Raw genomic sequence first — 18,172 nt, forward strand, 5'->3', positions numbered from 1 at the left:
CCTCACAGCAACGGGATATCGCCCCTCGCCCAGCCCTCGGTGATTTCCGCGCCGCTCGCTTCGAAGGTGCCGGCCTCGATCGCAGCGCGAATGTCCTGCATCAGTTTCTGGTAGTAGGAAAGGTTGTTCCAGGTCAAAAGCATGGCGCCGAGCGCCTCCTGCGAGCGCACCAGATGATGCAGATAGGCGCGCGAATAGTCCCGGGCGGCCGGGCAGTCGCTTTCCTCGTCAAGCGGCCGCGGATCGTCGGCATGGCGGGCGTTGCGCAGATTGACCTTGCCGCGCCTGGTATAGGCAAGGCCATGGCGGCCGGCCCGCGTCGGCATCACGCAGTCGAACATGTCGATACCGCGCGCCACCGATTTCAGGATATCGTCAGGCGTGCCGACGCCCATGAGATAGCGTGGTTTATCCGCTGGCAGTTCCGGACAGGTGATGTCGAGCATTTCGAGCATCACCGCTTGCGGCTCGCCGACGGCAAGGCCGCCAACGGCGTAGCCTTTCAACTCCATCGCGCTTAGCGCCTGCGCCGAACGCACCCGCAGCGCTGCATTGTCACCACCTTGCACGATGCCGAACATCGCCTTGCCAGGCTGGTCGCCGAACGCTGTCTTGCAGCGCTCGGCCCAGCGCAGCGACAACTCCATGGCGCGTTCGATCTCTTTCATCTCGGCGGGCAGCGCCGTGCATTCATCGAGCTGCATCTGGATGTCGGAATCGAGCAGCCCCTGGATCTCGATCGAGCGCTCCGGCGACATCTCGTAGGCAGCGCCGTCGATATGCGAGCGGAAGGTGACGCCCTTTTCGGTCAGCTTTCGCAGCTTCGACAGCGACATCACCTGGAAACCGCCGCTGTCGGTCAGGATCGGATGCGGCCAGCGGGCGAATTCATGCAAGCCGCCGAGCCGCGCAACACGCTCGGCGCCAGGCCGCAGCATCAGGTGATAGGTGTTGCCAAGGATGATGTCGGCGCCGAGGCCGCGCACCTGATCCATATACATCGTTTTGACGGTGCCGCCGGTGCCGACCGGCATGAAGGCCGGCGTGCGGATTTCACCGCGCGGCATGTCGATCACACCGCGCCGCGCCTTGCCGTCAGTCGCCAGAACCTTGAAGCTGAACGGCTTAGCCATTGAATTCCTTGTCGTGGACCGGGGCGCCCGGTGCCTGCTTGTCGAGCGACTGGCGGTATTGGATGCAGCCGCGCATGAATTTGGGCCAAGGCGGCACGGCGATCGATGGTTCGGTCTTCTCCGGCAAAAGGTCCCACAGATCGGGGTGATGCCAGCACAGATCATGGCCGGTTGCATCGCGATGCTGGCGAATGCCGGCGCGCAGTTTTTTCACCTCCGCGATCAGCGCATCGCGGTCAAGGGATTGCAGATCATCGTCCATCGCTCGTCTCCGCTCGAAAAAGCAGGCTTGCGTCGCCATAGGAATAGAATCTGTAGCGGTTCTCGATCGCATGCGCATAGGCCGTACGCATCGTGTCGAGGCCGCTGAAGGCCGAAACCAGCATGAACAGCGTCGAGCGCGGCAGATGGAAATTGGTCATCAGCATGTCGGCGGTGCGAAAGCGGTAGCCGGGCGTGATGAAGATATCGGTCGGGCCGGACCAGGCAAGCAGAGTGCCGTCCTCACGCGCCGCGCTCTCCAGCAGGCGCAGCGAGGTCGTACCGACGGCGACAATGCGCCCACCCCTCGCCTTGGCCGCATTGAGCGCATCCGCGGTTTCTCGGCTGACCGAACCCGTCTCGGCATGCATCTTGTGGTCGGCGGTGTCGTCCGCCTTCACCGGCAGGAACGTGCCGGCGCCGACATGCAAGGTGACGAAGCGGCGTTCGATGCCCTTGGCGTCAAGCGCTGCAAAAAGCTCAGGCGTGAAATGCAGGCCCGCTGTCGGTGCCGCGACGGCGCCTTCCTCGCGGGCATAGATGGTCTGGTAGTCGGCCCGGTCGCGTTCGTCGTCGTCACGCTTCGAGGCGATATAGGGCGGCAGCGGAATGTGGCCGACCGCGTGCAGTGCCTCGTCGAGGAAGGGTCCCGACAGGTCGAAGCCAAGCAGTGCCTCGCCGCCCTCGCCTTTCTCGATCACCGTGGCGTCGAGTTGGCCGAGGAAACAGGAATTGCCGTCATGGCCGAAATGGATGCGGTCGCCGGCTGCGATGCGCTTGCCCGGCCGCATGAAGGCCAGCCAGCGGTCCGGCGCCGTGCGCATGTGCAGCGTGGCTTCGACCTGAGCCGCCGCCTCGCCGCGCCGCCTGATGCCTTTGAGCTGCGCCGGAATGACCTTGGTGTCGTTGAAAACCAGCACGTCGCCAGCCCTCAGCAGGGACGGCAGGTCGCCAACCCTGCGGTCGTCCAGCCCTTCGCCGGGCTTGACCACCAGCATTTTGGCGCTGTCGCGCGGCTCCACCGGGCGAAGCGCGATGCGCTCCTCCGGCAGATCGAAGTCAAAGAGATCGACACGCATCAGTAGAGCCGGACGAGCAGCGCTCCGGCCAGCAGCAGCACCGCGCCGGCGATGCGGCCGAGCGAGATTTCACGCACCGCGACGCCGAGGAAACCGACGCGGTCGATGAGCATGCCAGCCAGCAACTGGCCGGCCACCAGAAACGCCATCAGCGCGGCGGCGCCGATGCGTGGCGTCAGAACCGTCGACAGCGTGACATAGAAGCCGCCGAGCATGCCGCCGGCCACGAACAGCCAGGGCGCCGGCGCTTTCCAGTCGAGCGAGATGCCTTGCAGCCTCACCACCGTAACGGAGATGATGCCGAGCACGATCGCGCCCGACAGGAACGAAAACGCAGCCGCCGCGACCGGGAGACCCAGGCCGCGCGCCAACTGCGAATTGATCGGTGCCTGAATGGCAATGAAGGCGCCGGACAGGATGCCGAAAAGCGACCAGACGACGCCCATCATTGTCGTTTGCCCTTACTTGACGTCGGCCGCGACCTTCAGCGACACGATCTTGTCGGGATCCTGCACCGGCTCGCCGCGCTTGATCTTGTCGACATTGTCCATGCCTTCGATGACCTGGCCCCAGACCGTGTACTGGCGGTTGAGGAAGGCGGCGTCGTCGAAGCAGATGAAGAACTGCGAATTGGCCGAGTTCGGGTTCTGCGACCGGGCCATCGAGCAGGTGCCGCGGCCATGGTTGGCGTTGGAGAATTCAGCCTTCAGATCCGGCTTTTCCGAGCCGCCCATGCCCGCGCGGGATGGAGCAAATGTCGGTTTCGAGGAATTGCCGAACTTGACGTCGCCGGTCTGCGCCATGAAGCCCTCGATGACGCGGTGGAAGACCACGCCGTCATAGGCGCCTTCCCTAGCCAGTTCCTTGATGCGGGCGACATGGCCGGGCGCCAGGTCGGGGAAAAGTTCAATGACGACCTTGCCCTTGGTCGTTTCCATGATGAGCGCGTTCTCGCGGTCCTTGATTTCGGCCATGTCAGATATCCTTTTGAGAAAACAGAGTTATTTGACAATTTTACTTGTCGGCGGCGATGCGCACTTTGATCATCCGGTCGGGATCGGAGACCGTGCCGTTGTCCGCCTGGTCGCCCTTCTTGATATGGTCCACCAGCTCCATGCCGCTGACGACATTGCCGACGATGGTGTACTGGCCATCGAGCGGCGGCGCCGGCGCGAACATGATGAAGAACTGCGAATTGGCGGAGTTGGGGTCCTGCGAGCGGGCCATGCCGACCACCCCGCGCTTGTAGTGTTCGGTCTGTGAGAATTCGGCCGGCAGGTCTGGCAGGTCGGAACCGCCGGTGCCGACGGCCTCGGCGCTGAAACCCTTCTTCATATTGCCGAACTTGACGTCGCCGGTCTGTGCCATGAAACCGTCGATGACGCGGTGGAAGGCGACATTGTCATAGGCGCCCTGGCGCACCAGCGTCTTGATCTGGGCGACATGCTTGGGCGCGAGGTCGGGCCTCAGCGCAATGGTGACGTCGCCGTCCTTCAGTGTGATGATCATGGTGTTTTCCGGGTCGGCGGCGAAAGCCGAGACCGATGCGGTCACAAGACCGGCAAGCACAACGAGGAACGAGGCGAGCTTTTTCAGCTGCATATCTGTCTCCGGGGTCTTATTTCTTGAATTTGGCGGTGAGCGCGCCAGCGACAGCCGCCGGCACGAAGGGGCGGATGTCGCCTCCCATCGAGGCAATCTGGCGGACAAGTGTGGCGGTAATGGTGCGCACGGAGGGGCTGGCGGGCAGAAAAACCGTCTGCAGTTCAGGCGCCATGGTCTCGTTCATGCCGGCCATCTGCATCTCATAGTCGAGATCGGTGCCGTCGCGCAGGCCGCGGATCATGATCGAGGCGCCCTGCTTCCTGGCCGCGTCGATGACCAGCCCGTCGAAGGCGACGACCTTGATGCGGGCGCCGTCGCGGCCGAATTCCGCCTTCGTCGCCGTCTCGATCAGCTTCACCCGCTCCTCGAAGGAAAATAGAGGCTGCTTGCCCGGATGGATGCCGATCGCCGCATAAACCATATCGGCCACGGCCAGCGAGGCCTTCAGCACATCGAGATGGCCGTTGGTCAGCGGGTCGAAGGAGCCGGCATAGAGGGCGATGCGTTCAGTCATGGCAGGTGCTTCTAGCGAGCCTCTCTCGCAAAGGCAAATCCGATCGGCGCGCCGGCCGTGAACCTTTTCCGGCACATGAACGACAGATGAACACGCTGATCACGAAGCCTTCACGCAGCGTTCACTAGGTTGCACCTTAATAAGATGAAACCAAAATCCCATCTATCCGTTGTTAGGCGCAGGAGAACACGCATATGCTGATCTACATGCTCGCCACCGCAATGACCGTCGCCATGCTGATCGCCACCGTATTTGGGCTGCATCAGGAGGCACAACGCGTCCGCGTCAGGGCAAACACCAAGCGCTTCGAAGGCTTCGGCCCCCGCAAGCCATATCGTCACTACTGATAAAGCCTGAACTTGCTGCCGCGCCGGCCGATGGGCCGGCGTTGCTATGTCAAAACCTGGGTGCCGGACCTAATGCATGTCGCCCAAAAGTGACCTCGGTTTTGGGAGAACGACATGCATAAAAACAAAGACCTAAAGCGGGTCGCTTGAATCCGTTCAGGCGCGACACGCTTTAGTCCGCACCCTCCGGACCGGCGTCAGGCGCCGGAGCGGCATCAGCACCGCCCTCGACGGTCTCTTCGCTTTCTTCGTCCGATTGCGGTTCCGAGATCCGCTCGACCGAAACCACCTTTTCACCTTCAGCCGTGTTGAAGATGGTCACGCCCTTGGTGGCGCGGCTGGCGAAACGGATGCCGTTGACCGGAACCCGGATGACGGTGCCGCCATCCGAGACCAGCATGATCTGGTCGTCATTGCCGACCGGGAAGGTCGCCACCAGCCGGCCGATCTCGGCTACCTTTGACACGTCGGTGGCACGGATGCCCTTGCCGCCGCGTCCCGTCAGCCGGAAATCATAGGACGAAGAGCGCTTGCCGTAGCCGAATTCGGTCACCGTCAGCACGTACTTCTCATGCGCCTTGAGGAACTCGTAGCGTTCGTCGGAAAGCTCCGTCTCCTCGCCGACCTCTTCATTGGTCAGCGCGATCTCTTCCTCTTCGCCGGCAGCGATTCCGGCGGCAAGCCGCCGTTCGGCCGCCGCCCGCTTGAGATAGGCTGCGCGCTCGGCCGGCGGCGCATCGACATTCTCGATCACCGACATCGAGATGATGCGGTCGGTCTCAGCCATGGTGATGCCGCGCACGCCGACCGAATTGCGGCTCTGGAAGACGCGCACGTCGCCGACCGAGAAGCGGATGCACTGGCCGGAACTGGCGGTCAGAAGCACGTCGTCATTGTCGGTGCAGGTCTCGACGCCAAGAATCTCGTCGCCATCCTCCTCCAGCTTCATGGCGATCTTGCCGTTGCGGTTGACCTGGACGAAGTCGGAAAGCTTGTTGCGGCGCACGGTGCCACGCGTGGTGGCGAACATCACGTCGAGCTCGCCCCAGCTGGTCTCGTCCTCGGGCAGCGGCATGATGGTGGTAATGCGCTCGCCCTGCTCCAGCGGCAGCATGTTGATCAGCGCCTTGCCGCGTGACTGCGGATTGCCGATCGGCAGCCGCCAGACCTTTTCCTTGTAGACGATGCCGCGCGAGGAGAAGAACAGCACCGGCGTATGCGTGTTGGCGACGAACAGCCGGGTGACGAAATCCTCTTCCTTGGTCGACATGCCGGAGCGGCCCTTGCCGCCGCGGCGCTGCGCCCGGTAGAGCGACAGCGGAACGCGCTTGATGTAGCCGGAATGGCTCACCGTCACGACCATGTCCTCGCGCTGGATCAGGTCCTCGTCTTCCATGTCCGCCCCACCATCGGTGAGCTCGGTGCGGCGCGGCGTGCCGAACTCGTCGCGAACGGCGGCAAGCTCGTCCTTGACGATCTGCTGAACGCGCGCGCGGGACGACAAAATGTCCAGATAATCAATGATTTCGGCGCCGATCGTGTTCAACTCGTCGGCGATTTCGTCGCGGCCGAGCGCGGTCAGGCGCTGCAGGCGCAGTTCGAGGATGGCGCGCGCCTGCTCCTCGGACAGATTGTAGGTACCGTCCTCGTTGATGCGATGGCGCGGATCGTCGATCAGAAGGATCAGCGATTCGACGTCGCCGGACGGCCAGCGCCGCTCCATCAACTGCTCGCGCGCGGTCTGCGGATCCGGCGCGGTGCGGATCAGCTTGATGACCTCGTCGATGTTGGCGACGGCGATGGCGAGACCGACCAGCACATGGGCGCGGTCGCGCGCCTTGCGCAGCAGGAATTTCGTCCGCCGGGTGATCACCTCCTCGCGGAAGGCCACAAAGGCCTTAAGCATGTCGGTCAGGTTCATCACTTCCGGCTTGCCGCCGTTCAGCGCCACCATATTGGCGCCGAAAGAGGTCTGCAGCGGCGTGAAACGATAGAGCTGGTTGAGGATGACGTCGGCAACGGCGTCGCGCTTCAATTCGATGACGACCCGGTAGCCCTGGCGGTCGCTCTCGTCGCGAATGTCGGAAATGCCCTCGATGCGCTTGTCGCGCACCAGTTCGGCCATCTTCTCAATCATCGACGACTTGTTCACCTGGTAGGGAACTTCGGTGATGATGATGGATTCGCGGTCGTTGCCGCGCTGTTCGATGTTGACACGCCCGCGCATGACGATGGAGCCGCGGCCGGTCGAATAGGCGCTGTAGATGCCGGAACGGCCAAGCACAATGCCGCCGGTCGGGAAATCCGGTCCCGGAATGATCTCCATCAGCGCCGGCAGGTCGATTGCCGGATTGTCGATGATGGCGATGGCGCCGTTGCAGATTTCGCCGAGATTGTGCGGTGGGATGTTTGTCGCCATGCCGACCGCGATGCCGCCGGAGCCGTTGACCAGAAGGTTGGGAAACCGTGCCGGCAGAACCTTCGGTTCGCTGCCCGACGCATCGTACGTGTCCTGGAAATCGACGGTGTCCTTGTCGATATCCTCCAAAAGCTCGTGTGCGACCTTGGTCAGCCGCGCTTCCGTGTAGCGCATCGCCGCCGGCGGATCGCCGTCGATGGAGCCGAAATTGCCCTGTCCGTCGATCAGCGGCACGCGCAGCGACCAATCCTGCGCCATGCGTACCAAGGCGTCATAGATGGAAGCGTCGCCATGCGGATGGTATTTACCCATCACGTCGGCGACCGGACGCGCCGACTTCACATATTTGCGGTTCCAGTGGTAGCCGCTCTCATGGGCAGCGAAGAGAATGCGGCGATGCACCGGCTTCAGGCCGTCGCGCACGTCGGGCAGCGCGCGGCTGACGATCACGCTCATGGCGTAATCGAGATAGGAACGCTGCATCTCCTCGACGATGGATATCGGCTCGATGCCGGTGGGGCCGCCGTCGGCGCCGCGCGGTGTCTTCTGGTCGGTCAAATCGGATCACAATCTAATCAGGAATCACTTGGGCCTTATATAGGAAGCAAGGCCGAAACTCCAACGTCCGCGGCACTTTTCCAGTGTCATTTTTGGTGGTAATTTCAAATGGATACCACTGATTGCGACGATATGGCCAAGGCGGTTTTCGCCGCCACCGATGCAAAAGCCTGCAATGGACCGTTTTCCCCTGCGAAAGCCACGAGCGCGATGAATTGGACCCCGTGGCTGCCTTTGCGAGCACTGAGCGGTTGGCGACCCCGGGATCTCAACAGCGATCTGATCGCGGGCGTGACATTGGCGGCGATTGCCATTCCCGAACAGATGGCAACGGCCCGGCTGGGCGGCTTTGCCCCAGAGATCGGCTTCTTCGCCTTTGTTGCCGGTTCGGTGGCATTTGCTCTGTTCGGGGCCAACCGGCATCTCTCGTCCGGCGCGGATTCGACCATCACGCCCTTGTTTGCCGGCGGTCTCGCTGTGCTAGCGGCATCCGGGTCGCCGCATTATCTGGCGCTGGCAGCCATGCTGGCGCTGATGGTCGGGCTGATCGTGACCCTAAGCGGTGTCTTTCGCCTTGGCTGGATCGCCGACCTTTTGTCGGTGCCGGTCACGACAGGTTTTCTGGCCGGCATCGCCGTCCATATCATCGTTTCGCAATTGCCCGGACTGCTCGGCCTGCCCTCCGAAAGCGGCGAAACCTTGCGGCACATCGGTGAGATCGCCGGCAATCTCCATCTCACCAATCCCTGGAGCCTCGCGCTCGGCCTCAGTGTGTTCGCGATCGTGTTCTGCGCCGACCGGATCAGCGCCCGCATCCCCGGCGCGTTGATCGGCATGGTGCTCGCCACCATGGCGGTTGCCGTCTTCGGCCTTAAGGACCGCGGCGTCGAGGTGCTCGGCACCTTGCCCAACGGCCTGCCACAGGCCGGCCTGCCGCTTACCAGCCTCGACGATGTGCAGGCGCTGTTTCCACTGGCATTGCTGATCGCCATCGTCGTCATGGTGCAGACGGCGGCCACCTCCCGCTCCTTCGCGCCGCGGCAGGGCGAGGCTCCCGACGTCAATCGCGATTTCGTCGGCGTTGGCGCCGGCAGCATCGCATCCAGCCTGTTCGGCGCCTTTGCCGTCAATGCCAGCCCGCCGCGCACCGCAATCGTCGCCCAGTCGGGCGGCCGCTCGCAATTGTCCGGCCTCATTGCCGCGGCCATCGTGCTGACGCTCGGTGCTTTCGGCGGCGGCCTGCTTGCCGATGTTCCACAGGCGGCCCTTGCCGGCGTTCTGTTGTTCGTGGCGCAGCACATTTTGCGCTGGAAGGTGTTCGCCAGTGTCTACCGGCAGGCGCCGGTCGAATTCGCACTGATCCTCATCACCATGGCGGCCATCATCGTGCTGCCGATCGAGACCGGCGTGGCGATCGGTATCGGCCTGTCGCTGCTGCACGGAATCTGGAGCGCGACCCGCACGCTTCCGATCGAACTGGAACAGGTGCCGGGCACTTCGGTGTGGTGGCCGCCCGGCAACCCAGCTGTCGGCGAACAGCTCCCCGGCGTGCTGGTCGCGGCGTTCCAGGCGCCGCTGTCTTTCGTCAATGCCGACCGCTTCAAGCGTGGCCTTTGCGATCTCATCGACACCAGGAGCGAAAGCGTGAGGCTGGTCGTGCTGGAGGCCAGCAACATCGTCGAAATCGACTATACAGCCGCGCAAGCCCTGATCGACACCGTCACCCATTGCCGCAAGGCGGGCGCGATATTTGCCATCGCGCGATTGGAATCGCTGCGTGCCCAGGCGGCGCTGGCACGATTTGGCATCGCCGAACTGATCGGTCCCGAGCGGATCTTTCACAGCGTCGATGCCGCCATCAGGACGCTCGGTCCAGGCCAAAAGCCGCCACAACAGGACGAAGTCAAATGACGACCCAGCGGGAACCCTTGCTGACCCCCGTCGCTGTCAGGGATTTGCGGCCGACGCAGATCACCGTCGGCATGCGGGAAGTCGCCTTGAAGCGCCAGATGATCCGCTCGCAGAGCGCCAGGAAGACGGGCACGTTTCTCGGCACCCACATGGTTCCGGTCGTGCTGGGGCCGAAGAAGCGCAACTATGTCACCGATCACCACCATCTCGCCCGCGCCCTGCTCGAGGAAGGCATCAGGGATGTTCTGGTGACGGTGATCAGCGACCTGTCGGGGCTCGACAAGGAGGCATTTTTCGTCGTGCTCGATAACAGAGGCTGGATGCACCCGTTCGACGAGAACGGCAAGCGCCGGGACTACGACGCCATTCCCAAAACCATGGCCGAGCTCGTCGACGATCCCTACAGGAGCCTGGCCGGCGAACTGCGCCGGCAGGGCGGCTTTGCCAAGGACACCACGCCGTTCAGCGAATTCCTGTGGGCGGACTTTTTTCGCCGGCGCATCGACAGCAATGCGGTGGCGAAAAATTTCGACAAGGCGATGAAGGAAGCCGTCAGCCTTTCCAAGAGCAAGGACGCGGACTATCTGCCCGGCTGGTGCGGGCCAACATCGGACTAAGCGGCAAGCCTTAGCGGGCCGCTGCGCGGCGGGTGCGATACTGGCCCGGCGTCTCGCCCATGATCCGCCGAAAACGACGATTGAAGGTCGACAGATCGTTGAAGCCGGCCTCGAAGGCGATCGCCGAGACCGCATCGTCAGACATGCATAGCCGCATCGCGGCCCTGTGCAGCCGCGTCTTGAGCAGGAACTGATAGGGCGTCATGCCCGCGACCTGCCGGAAGATGCGCAGGAAGTGATAGGGGCTGGTCGCCGTTTCGCCGGCAAGCTCGGTGAGCGAGACCGGCCCGTCGGCGTCCAGTTCGATCCGCCGCACGGCCTCGGCAACCCGTTTCTGATCGCGGCGGCTTGGTGCGCGCCTGACATGCGTAGCGCCAGAGGCTGTAGCCACGGCAGCACCGGCCATGCGCAGGGAAAGTTCCTCGAAGGCGCCGTTGTCGGCCATCTCGCGCGCGGTTTCCGCCTCGGCCAGCAGTAGCGCCAGGACCGGCAAAGGCGGCAGGCGCGCCGCCTCGAAGGCGAGCTTCCTGGCGCCCGGCACGCCAGCCACGATCCGTTCCATGTAAGACGGCCCGAAATGGAACGAGAGGCAACGGTCGCCGCTGCCATGCTCGTGCCCGCATTCGTAACATGTGCCGGGATTGCCGAGCAGGAGCGCACCGGGCGCCAGCATCGCCGTGCCTTGTTGGGAGCGGTAGCGGAACGTGCCGCTGGTGACCGCAGCGACGCAGAAATCCTGATGTATTTCCTCGAACGGCCGGTCGCCGGCGCCGGCCGTGCAGATCACGTCCGTCACGTGCCAGCCGGGTCCGGATGCGAGCGTGTGCGTGGTCGCTGTCATGGGCGGAATATAGCAATTTTTCCCAAGCCCTGAACCCCGTCACCGCCTACTCCTCTCGGTCTCCTGACAAGAAGAGACCGGAACCATGTTCGACCCCTTTGCCGAAGCCCTGCACAGCCCCGGACCAGCGGAAGGGCTTGCTGAAAAGCTGAAGCTTTACGGCCGCTTCGTCGGCGCCTGGACGTTCGACGCCTCGCGCCATCTCGAGGAGGGCACGGTGCTGACTGGGCGTGGCGAGGTGCATTTCGGCTGGGTGCTCGAAGGCCGGGCGATCCAGGATGTGTGGATCCTGCCCGCGCGGGACACTGGCTCCCAGCCTTCCCTAGGCAAATGGACGTTCTATGGCACGACCCTGCGCGTCTATGATCCCGCCGCGGATGCCTGGCACATCTTCTGGAGCGATCCGCGCAACCAGTATTTCAGCCGCCAGCTCGGCCGCGCCGAGGGTGACACGATCGTGCAAGTGGGCGCCGACGGCACCGGCACATCGGTACGCTGGAGTTTTTCGCGGATCACCGAAGGCAGCTTCCGCTGGCTTGGCGAGCGCTCGCACGACAATGGCGCGACATGGCGGCTGGAGGTCGAGTTCCTGGCGCGCCGCGCAACCACAAGTTGACACCACAAGACATTGTAACAATGGAGAAAATCATGTTCGATCATATCTCGATCGGCGTCCGCGACGCCGCCGCTTCCAAGCGCTTCTATGATGCCGCCCTGAAACCGCTCGGCTACAGCTGTCTGAGCCAGTCACCGGGCTCGCTTGGTTATGGCGCTCAAAACGTCGTGTTGTGGGTGAACGAGGCGGCTCGGCCTGTGCCGTCAGACGACAAATCCGGTCTGCATTTCTGCTTCGCCGCACCAACGCGGACCAGCGTCGACACTTTCCATGCCGGCGCTCTGCGCGAAGGCGGCAGTGACAATGGCGCGCCGGGCCTGCGCGCCGACTACGGCGACAACTACTATGCCGCCTTTGTCGTCGACCCGGACGGCTATCGCATCGAGGCCTATTGCGGCGCTGCCGGCTAAACCCGGTTTCGCTGTCCTGACAGTTCCCACCGACCGGGCTTTGCTCTACCAATATGCTGGTGCGGGCACGGCCCGGCGGGAGGGGTCAGAGATGCCGAGCTTCGACAGCCTGTTCAACGCCTTCGTCACCATTCTCGTGACCATCGATCCGCCTGGCCTGGCGCCGCTGTTCCTCGCCGTGACACGCGGCATGAACCGCGAGGAGCGCCAGCAGGTTTCCGTTCGTGCCTCGATCATCGGTTTCCTGGTGATGGCGCTGTTTGCGGTTGCCGGCGCCTCGATCCTGTCGGTGTTCGGCATCACGCTGCCGGCTTTCCGCGTCGCTGGTGGCTTCCTGCTGTTCTTCATCGCCTTCGAAATGGTGTTCGAGCGCCGGCAGGACCGCAAGGAGAAGATCGGCGATGTCGCCATCACCAAGGACATGATCCACAACATCGCCGCCTTTCCGCTGGCGATCCCGCTGATCGCCGGACCCGGCGCCATTTCGGCGACGGTGCTGCTCTCCGGCTCGTTCCAGGGCTTTGCCGCGCAGGCGGCTTTGGTCGGCATCATCTTCGTCTGCCTCGCCATCACCTATCTGGTGTTCGTGCTGTCGGAACGCATCGACCGCATCCTCGGCCAGACCGGCCGCTCGATCCTGACCCGGCTGCTCGGCGTCATCCTGGCCGCACTGGCCGTGCAGTTCGTCGCCGACGGCATCAAGGCGCTGATGGCGGGCTGAACGATCGGCACATCCTATCTACTGCCGCAGCCTCAGCCGAGGTCGGCCATCATCGATGCTGACATCGCCGCCTTGCAAGGCATACCAGTGGCCACGCAAAGCCGGTGCCGCCGCTTCCGTCCAAGCTAGGTGGCCGTTTTCGCTGGTGACATAGCCTGCTCTCTCCAACAACGTCGCCAATCGGGGAACTGACGATTCAAAAACGGCCGGCAGTTCCGCGCGCGCTCCTGTATATCCGTCCGGCAACATCGAGCCGACCACCTGTTTAAGTTGTTTTTCCGAGCCCCATTCGCTGCTATCGTTCAATACTTTTGTGAACTCGACCAAGAGATACATCGACTGCTCGACTACATCGAGATACGTACTCAAGACATAATCTAGAGACGGGAAAATACGGGACGCTTCCTTTGCTGCCACAGCAGCTATGGCGTCGACATCGTGCTGAAGTTGATAGTAAGGCCTCATGCTGCCGGGAGGATGATCTCGAACTATGGTCCAATGTGCACCAGTCTGCTTGACGGGCTCGGCTATCTCGAGTGCCCAGAGGACGAAAGAAGCCCTTTCAAAGGCTGACGTGAAGTTGTGACAAAAGACACTTCCCTTTCGGCCGACTTCAGCTTTATCTGTTTGTTTCCTATCAACAAATTTTCCTTCAGAAGTCAGTTGGATTGGTTCGTTCTGCGCGGCAATTCGCGCTATTTCAGCGACAAGGAGGCCATAGAGTGACGCCTTGGGCGAAGCTGTTATGGACATCGGCCCGACCCTCACTCAAGCAGCAGTATCGACCACTTCGAAATCATGCGTGATCGTCGCGGTCTTGGCCAGCATCGCGGAGGCCGAGCAGTATTTTTCGATCGAAAGGTCAATCGCCCGTTTGACCTTGTCGCTGGAGAGCGACCGGCCCTTGACGACGAAATGCATGTGAATGCGGGTAAAAACCCTGGGCTCGGTTTCGGCCCGGTCGGCGTCGAGTTCGACGACGCAGTCCTCGACCGCCTCGCGGCCCTTTTCGAGAATATGCACGACATCATAGGCCGAGCAGCCGCCTGTACCGATCAGCACCAGTTCCATCGGGCTCGGCCCCGGCGTCTTGCCGTCCGGTCCGAGCGCGGTTCCCAGAACGACCTTGTGGCCGCTACCGGACTCGCCGACGAAGGTGCGTTCCTCGACCCATTTTACGCGTGCTTTCATCGAACTCGTCCTTCGCCATATTTCGTTGATCGCCAAGTCAGCGTTCAATTCGACAATGCAAAACCCCGAAAGTCCATGAGGGACTCTCGGGGCGCAATGTTTGACTTAAGCCAAAAATAGCATCTGCCGTTGCGATCAGAACGGGATTTCGTCGTCCAGCTCGCGTGAAGAACCGCCGCCGCCCTTGGGAGCGCCGCCGCCACGATTGAAGCTTTCGCTCGGGCTGGACTGGCCGAAATCGGAACCACGGCTGCTGCTGCCACCGGCATAGCCGCCGACCTGGCCGCCCTCACCCTGTCCGCGCGCGTCGAGCATCTGCAGCTCGCCACGGAACTTCTGCAGCACGACCTCGGTCGTGTACTTGTCGGCGCCGGTCTGGTCTTGCCATTTGCGCGTCTGCAGCTGGCCCTCGACATAGACCTTCATGCCCTTCTTCAGATACTGCTCCGCCACCTTGGCGATGCCCTCATTGAAGATGACGACATTGTGCCACTCGGTTTTTTCCTTGCGCTCGCCGGAATTCTTGTCGCGCCAGCTTTCCGACGTGGCAATGCGGATGTTGACGACCGGCTCGCCCGAGTTCAACCGGCGGATTTCAGGGTCCGCACCGAGGTTGCCGACCAGAATGACTTTGTTGACGCTACCCGCCATGATATTTCTCCGCGCTCATCCAAAACAAATTTTTGTTGCAGCACCTTACAGGCTGCGGACGTCAGCCGCCTGCCATGGCTGCCTTTACCCACAAGGTTTTTGTTCTCTATTCGTTCTATGATATATACGACGTTCTGTCAATGTTTGTCAGCAAGATGTAGTGTTCTGGTCCGAGATTTCCATGAAATCGGGAATGGCTCGGGGGCGATCAAATGAAGTCCGTCGCACATGAAGACCAGCAGCGCGAGCAATGGCGAGCAGGCGTGGAAACGCGTATGCATGTGTCGGCCAGCAACGGTGCATCGCAACTTTGCATATTCGAACACTGGGTCGAGCCCACGGTCGGCGCCCCAACGCATTGGCATCCCGTCGAGGAAGTGCTGACCGTCATCGCCGGCAGGGCCGAGATGTGGATCGACGATGAGCACCGCGTCCTGACACCGGGCCAGTCTCTTGTTGTTCCCGCGAAAAGGAAACACGGGTTCAAGAACGTCGGCACCGGAACGCTTCATATTCACGCCGTGCTTGCATCGCCAATCTTCGAGGCGACGTTTGATGGACCTGTTGGGGCAGTGAGGCGCTGGCTTCCGGCAGTCTCGTGAAAAGAGCGCTTGCCAAATCAATAAGTGTAGACTTATGCTTTGGTCATGATCGAAGCAGAGATTTTCCGGGCCCTGGCCGACCCGACGCGCCGCGCTGTCTTTGAGCGGCTCGCCGCCGGCGAGATGAGCGTGTCGGAATTGCGCACCGGCATGACGGTATCGCAGCCGGCTGTGTCGCAGCATCTGGCGGTGCTGCGCGGCGCCGGCCTGGTGGTCGAGCGGCGTGCGGGCCGCAACGCCTTTTACCGCGCCGATCCGCAGGGGCTCGCCCCCTTGCTCTCCTGGATCGAACGCTACCGGACCTTCTGGCCGGAACGCATCGAAAGGCTGAAGGCGGTTTTGAAGGACATGGATCTTTGAAGGACATGGATCAATGAAGAAGGCGGAATCAACGACCAACGAGGGCCAAAGCGACGCCCCGGACGCGATCGAGTTCGAGTACGACCTTGCCGAGCCGCCGGAAAAGGTGTGGCGGGCCCTGACCGTACCGGAGCTGCTCGCCGCCTGGATGATGCCGAACGACATGAGACCCGAGATCGGCAATCGTTTTGCCTTCGCCGGTCCGGATGCGCCGATCGAATGCGAAATCCTCGACGCCGAGCCCGAACGGCTGTTGCGCTATTCCTGGCGGGAGCGCTCGCAGCCAGGCGATGGCGCGCGGCAGGATCCGCTCGACAGCCCATTGGACAGCATTGTCACCTTCACACTCGCCCGCACCGTTTCAGGCGGCACGCATCTGCGCATCGTCCATGACGGCTTCGCCCGAACGGCAATGCCCGCGGTTGCCATGGCCGGCGCCGGCTGCCGCCTCTCGCTCAACGCAAACAACTCACGCAAGCCAATCGCCGCAAACACGCCTCGCCTCTTGCTGCGTGCAGCCTGAGCGACAACAACGGAGACATACAATGAGCGGCCTTGCCAGTCTGGTGCCGATGGTGATCGAGCAATCGAGCCGCGGCGAACGTGCCTTCGACATCTTTTCACGGCTGCTGCGCGAGCGCATCGTCTTCATCAACGGCGAGATCAACGACGACATCTCGGCGCTGGTCTGCGCACAGCTGCTGTCGCTGGAATCCGACAACCCCGACAAGGAGATCTCGCTCTACATCAACTCGCCGGGCGGCGTGGTGACCAGCGGCTTCGCCATCTACGACACGATGCAATACATCAGCTGCCCGGTATCGACCGTGTGCATGGGGTTCGCCGCGTCGATGGGTTCTTTCCTGCTGATGGCAGGCACACCGGGGCGTCGTATCTCGCTGCCGAACGCCACCATCCTGCTGCATCAGCCGCTGGGCGGGTTCCAGGGCCAGGCCTCCGACATCCAGCGTCATGCCGAGCGCATCGGCCGGACGAAAAGGCACATGGCCGAACTCTACGCGCAACATTGCGGCCGCACCTATGAAGAGGTCGAGCGCACGCTGGATCGCGACCACTTCATGACGGCCCGCGAGGCCCAGGCATGGGGCATCGTCGACCATGTTTTCGACACGCGCAAAAAGGCGACCTGAAGCCAGGGCTCTATCCGGCTCCTGCCGGTTGTCGAAGATTTGACGATGCCGGTCTGGTCCCGTCGCCGGCACGTCACTATAGTCCCTGGGATGATCGACACTCATCCGTCCAGACCGTTGCGCCGCCGCGTCATCGTCGTTGTAGCGCTCGCCATTGCGGGCCTCATCAGCGGCGCGGCACTTGCCGAGGACAGTTCGCCGTCGACGCAAAAAAGCGCCCTGCCCGGCGTGACCGGCGACTATCGTATCGCCAAGCCGGCTCCCAAGCCCGAACCCGACGACGCGTTTCCCAGCAACGGCAACGGCCAGTTCAAGATCGGCGATACGGATGTCAGGATTTCCGGCAGCATCACGGTTGATGTCGGGGTGGGCGCGATCAAGCCGTCCAATCGGTAGGGTTTGAACCTTACGAGCGTCGGCGCCGCCCCTCACCTGCCTGCCGGCATCCTCTCCCCGTATAGTGACGGGGAGAGGGACGCTATCATCGACGCTTTCGCCAATCGCCAGCGCGCAAGAAGGGTGCCAAGGCTGCGGCCAGCGTCTTTCTCCCCGTCACTATACGGGGAGAAATGCCCGGCAGGGCAATGAGGGGCGGCGCCGACGCTCGCAATTGGCTGCCTCAATGAAATTTGATTACGCGATTGCTGCGCAGGCACGAGATGATCTCGAACATAAAAACGGCCCCGCCGTGCTTTGCGCAAACGGACGGGGCCTTTTGGATCTCAAATCCAATTTTGCCGGGAGTGTACTGCCGGCGTTTGATTTCGGATGCATCGCGGCATTCCGCCGTCGATCCGACTAGCAGTCTCTGATTTTTGTGGGAGATGGCAGGTCACGGTTTGTCGGGTGGCGAAAACGCTAAACCCTGGCACTTATGCCCGCCACGGCTCCAGTGACAACTGGAACCCTAGGGGACGATCCGGTGGCGTCATGGCTCCGCTCCTGTGTCCGTTGCGACGTTGTTGTCCCGAAGCGCAAATCGCAAATGCCTGCGGCGTCTCGCAGGCCGCCTCTGGGCGGCGAGGCCATCGAAAGACGGCCGGCTTCGTTGACTGCTGGAGTCTGCGCCCCTGAGTCGGGGACGTCAACCTTCAATAGCCGGTTACCGAAAAATGTGATCGCGGGGAGGTTACGTACAAGTCAGTTCTTTGCACAGCTTTGTCAGGAGCGTGTTCGGCCTTTGTT

24 protein-coding genes are annotated in these 18,172 nt (G+C 62.5%); 12 read left to right on the top strand and 12 right to left on the bottom strand.

Translation table 11 applies throughout. The annotated features are described in order from the left end of the window. Positions 1 to 2 precede the first annotated feature (2 nt). The 7 genes from tgt to coaD form a co-directional block, all read right to left on the bottom strand. On the bottom strand, positions 3 to 1,133 hold the full coding sequence (gene tgt / locus FCU66_RS17850; protein WP_136618988.1) for a tRNA guanosine(34) transglycosylase Tgt: 1,131 nt from the start codon (positions 1,131 to 1,133) through the stop codon (positions 3 to 5). Then, a complete protein-coding gene (locus FCU66_RS17855; protein ID WP_136618987.1) occupies positions 1,126 to 1,395 on the bottom strand; it encodes a hypothetical protein in 270 nt (89 codons plus the stop codon). Before FCU66_RS17855 ends, tgt begins: the two co-directional genes overlap by 8 nt. Beyond that, positions 1,385 to 2,473: a tRNA preQ1(34) S-adenosylmethionine ribosyltransferase-isomerase QueA gene (queA, locus tag FCU66_RS17860; protein WP_136618986.1), complete on the bottom strand. Its 1,089-nt coding sequence runs from the start codon at positions 2,471 to 2,473 to the stop codon at positions 1,385 to 1,387. Before queA ends, FCU66_RS17855 begins: the two co-directional genes overlap by 11 nt. Further along, positions 2,473 to 2,922 carry a DMT family transporter gene (locus FCU66_RS17865; protein ID WP_136618985.1) on the bottom strand — a complete coding sequence of 150 codons (450 nt, stop codon included), beginning with the start codon at positions 2,920 to 2,922 and terminating at the stop codon, positions 2,473 to 2,475. The genes queA and FCU66_RS17865 overlap by 1 nt, the downstream gene beginning before the upstream one ends. A 12-nt stretch (positions 2,923 to 2,934) precedes the next feature. Continuing rightward, positions 2,935 to 3,447, bottom strand: a complete 513-nt coding sequence (locus tag FCU66_RS17870; RefSeq protein ID WP_109669164.1) for a peptidylprolyl isomerase — start codon at positions 3,445 to 3,447, stop codon at positions 2,935 to 2,937. 40 nt (positions 3,448 to 3,487) lie between these two features. Continuing rightward, positions 3,488 to 3,982 carry a peptidylprolyl isomerase gene (locus tag FCU66_RS17875; RefSeq protein ID WP_246093939.1) on the bottom strand — a complete coding sequence of 165 codons (495 nt, stop codon included), beginning with the start codon at positions 3,980 to 3,982 and terminating at the stop codon, positions 3,488 to 3,490. 109 nt (positions 3,983 to 4,091) lie between these two features. Beyond that, positions 4,092 to 4,592: a pantetheine-phosphate adenylyltransferase gene (coaD, locus tag FCU66_RS17880; RefSeq protein WP_136618983.1), complete on the bottom strand. Its 501-nt coding sequence runs from the start codon at positions 4,590 to 4,592 to the stop codon at positions 4,092 to 4,094. Between the two features lie 194 nt (positions 4,593 to 4,786). Between coaD and FCU66_RS17885 the strand changes: the two genes are divergently transcribed. Further along, the gene (locus FCU66_RS17885) at positions 4,787 to 4,939 is read left to right on the top strand and encodes a hypothetical protein (protein WP_136618982.1); all 153 of its coding nucleotides are present in this window, start codon (positions 4,787 to 4,789) and stop codon (positions 4,937 to 4,939) included. Between the two features lie 172 nt (positions 4,940 to 5,111). Here the strand turns inward: FCU66_RS17885 and gyrA are convergent, their stop codons facing one another. Next, positions 5,112 to 7,916: a DNA gyrase subunit A gene (gyrA, locus tag FCU66_RS17895; RefSeq protein ID WP_136618981.1), complete on the bottom strand. Its 2,805-nt coding sequence runs from the start codon at positions 7,914 to 7,916 to the stop codon at positions 5,112 to 5,114. 210 nt (positions 7,917 to 8,126) lie between these two features. Here gyrA and FCU66_RS17900 point away from each other — a divergent pair, with 210 nt between their 5' ends. Together FCU66_RS17900 and FCU66_RS17905 are read left to right on the top strand one after the other, a co-directional pair. After that, positions 8,127 to 9,827, top strand: coding sequence for a SulP family inorganic anion transporter (locus FCU66_RS17900; RefSeq protein WP_246093940.1), 1,701 nt, complete (start codon positions 8,127 to 8,129; stop codon positions 9,825 to 9,827). Next, a complete protein-coding gene (locus FCU66_RS17905) occupies positions 9,824 to 10,444 on the top strand; it encodes a ParB-like protein (RefSeq protein WP_136618980.1) in 621 nt (206 codons plus the stop codon). Before FCU66_RS17900 ends, FCU66_RS17905 begins: the two co-directional genes overlap by 4 nt. 10 nt (positions 10,445 to 10,454) lie before the next feature. Here FCU66_RS17905 and FCU66_RS17910 read toward each other — a convergent pair whose 3' ends face one another. Next, on the bottom strand, positions 10,455 to 11,285 hold the full coding sequence (locus tag FCU66_RS17910) for a helix-turn-helix transcriptional regulator (protein ID WP_136618979.1): 831 nt from the start codon (positions 11,283 to 11,285) through the stop codon (positions 10,455 to 10,457). An 85-nt stretch (positions 11,286 to 11,370) separates the two neighbouring features. On the opposite strand from FCU66_RS17910, the gene FCU66_RS17915 reads away from it, so the two are divergent. The 3 genes from FCU66_RS17915 to FCU66_RS17925 all read left to right on the top strand — a co-directional run bounded on the left by FCU66_RS17915 (position 11,371) and on the right by FCU66_RS17925 (position 13,032). Next, complete coding sequence (locus FCU66_RS17915; protein ID WP_136618978.1) at positions 11,371 to 11,901, top strand: hypothetical protein; 531 nt, start codon at positions 11,371 to 11,373, stop codon at positions 11,899 to 11,901. A gap of 32 nt (positions 11,902 to 11,933) precedes the next feature. Beyond that, complete coding sequence (locus FCU66_RS17920; RefSeq protein WP_136618977.1) at positions 11,934 to 12,311, top strand: VOC family protein; 378 nt, start codon at positions 11,934 to 11,936, stop codon at positions 12,309 to 12,311. A 91-nt stretch (positions 12,312 to 12,402) separates the two neighbouring features. After that, complete coding sequence (locus FCU66_RS17925) at positions 12,403 to 13,032, top strand: MarC family protein (protein WP_023670949.1); 630 nt, start codon at positions 12,403 to 12,405, stop codon at positions 13,030 to 13,032. 18 nt (positions 13,033 to 13,050) lie between these two features. On the opposite strand, the gene FCU66_RS17930 is transcribed toward FCU66_RS17925, so the two are convergent. From FCU66_RS17930 to FCU66_RS17940, 3 genes are all read right to left on the bottom strand, one after another. Then, complete coding sequence (locus tag FCU66_RS17930; protein WP_136618976.1) at positions 13,051 to 13,785, bottom strand: hypothetical protein; 735 nt, start codon at positions 13,783 to 13,785, stop codon at positions 13,051 to 13,053. A 15-nt stretch (positions 13,786 to 13,800) separates the two neighbouring features. Then, on the bottom strand, positions 13,801 to 14,223 hold the full coding sequence (locus tag FCU66_RS17935) for an OsmC family protein (RefSeq protein WP_136618975.1): 423 nt from the start codon (positions 14,221 to 14,223) through the stop codon (positions 13,801 to 13,803). A gap of 135 nt (positions 14,224 to 14,358) precedes the next feature. Further along, a complete protein-coding gene (locus FCU66_RS17940) occupies positions 14,359 to 14,874 on the bottom strand; it encodes a single-stranded DNA-binding protein (protein ID WP_136618974.1) in 516 nt (171 codons plus the stop codon). Between the two features lie 212 nt (positions 14,875 to 15,086). Here FCU66_RS17940 and FCU66_RS17945 point away from each other — a divergent pair, with 212 nt between their 5' ends. From FCU66_RS17945 to FCU66_RS17975, 6 genes are all read left to right on the top strand, one after another. After that, positions 15,087 to 15,476, top strand: a complete 390-nt coding sequence (locus tag FCU66_RS17945) for a cupin domain-containing protein (RefSeq protein WP_136618973.1) — start codon at positions 15,087 to 15,089, stop codon at positions 15,474 to 15,476. 45 nt (positions 15,477 to 15,521) lie between these two features. Continuing rightward, a complete protein-coding gene (locus tag FCU66_RS17950) occupies positions 15,522 to 15,836 on the top strand; it encodes an ArsR/SmtB family transcription factor (protein ID WP_136618972.1) in 315 nt (104 codons plus the stop codon). Between the two features lie 13 nt (positions 15,837 to 15,849). Next, the gene (locus FCU66_RS17955; RefSeq protein ID WP_136618971.1) at positions 15,850 to 16,359 is read left to right on the top strand and encodes an SRPBCC family protein; all 510 of its coding nucleotides are present in this window, start codon (positions 15,850 to 15,852) and stop codon (positions 16,357 to 16,359) included. Positions 16,360 to 16,381: 22 nt separating this feature from the next. Continuing rightward, the gene (locus FCU66_RS17960) at positions 16,382 to 16,987 is read left to right on the top strand and encodes an ATP-dependent Clp protease proteolytic subunit (protein WP_136618970.1); all 606 of its coding nucleotides are present in this window, start codon (positions 16,382 to 16,384) and stop codon (positions 16,985 to 16,987) included. Between the two features lie 90 nt (positions 16,988 to 17,077). Further along, positions 17,078 to 17,383 carry a hypothetical protein gene (locus tag FCU66_RS17965; RefSeq protein WP_136618969.1) on the top strand — a complete coding sequence of 102 codons (306 nt, stop codon included), beginning with the start codon at positions 17,078 to 17,080 and terminating at the stop codon, positions 17,381 to 17,383. Between the two features lie 226 nt (positions 17,384 to 17,609). Next, positions 17,610 to 17,789 (top strand): hypothetical protein, encoded by a 180-nt coding sequence (locus FCU66_RS17975; RefSeq protein ID WP_136618968.1) that lies wholly within the window; start codon positions 17,610 to 17,612, stop codon positions 17,787 to 17,789. Positions 17,790 to 18,172: the final 383 nt, after the last annotated feature.

Source organism: Mesorhizobium norvegicum (assembly GCF_004919685.1).
GTDB lineage: Bacteria > Pseudomonadota > Alphaproteobacteria > Rhizobiales > Rhizobiaceae > Mesorhizobium > Mesorhizobium norvegicum.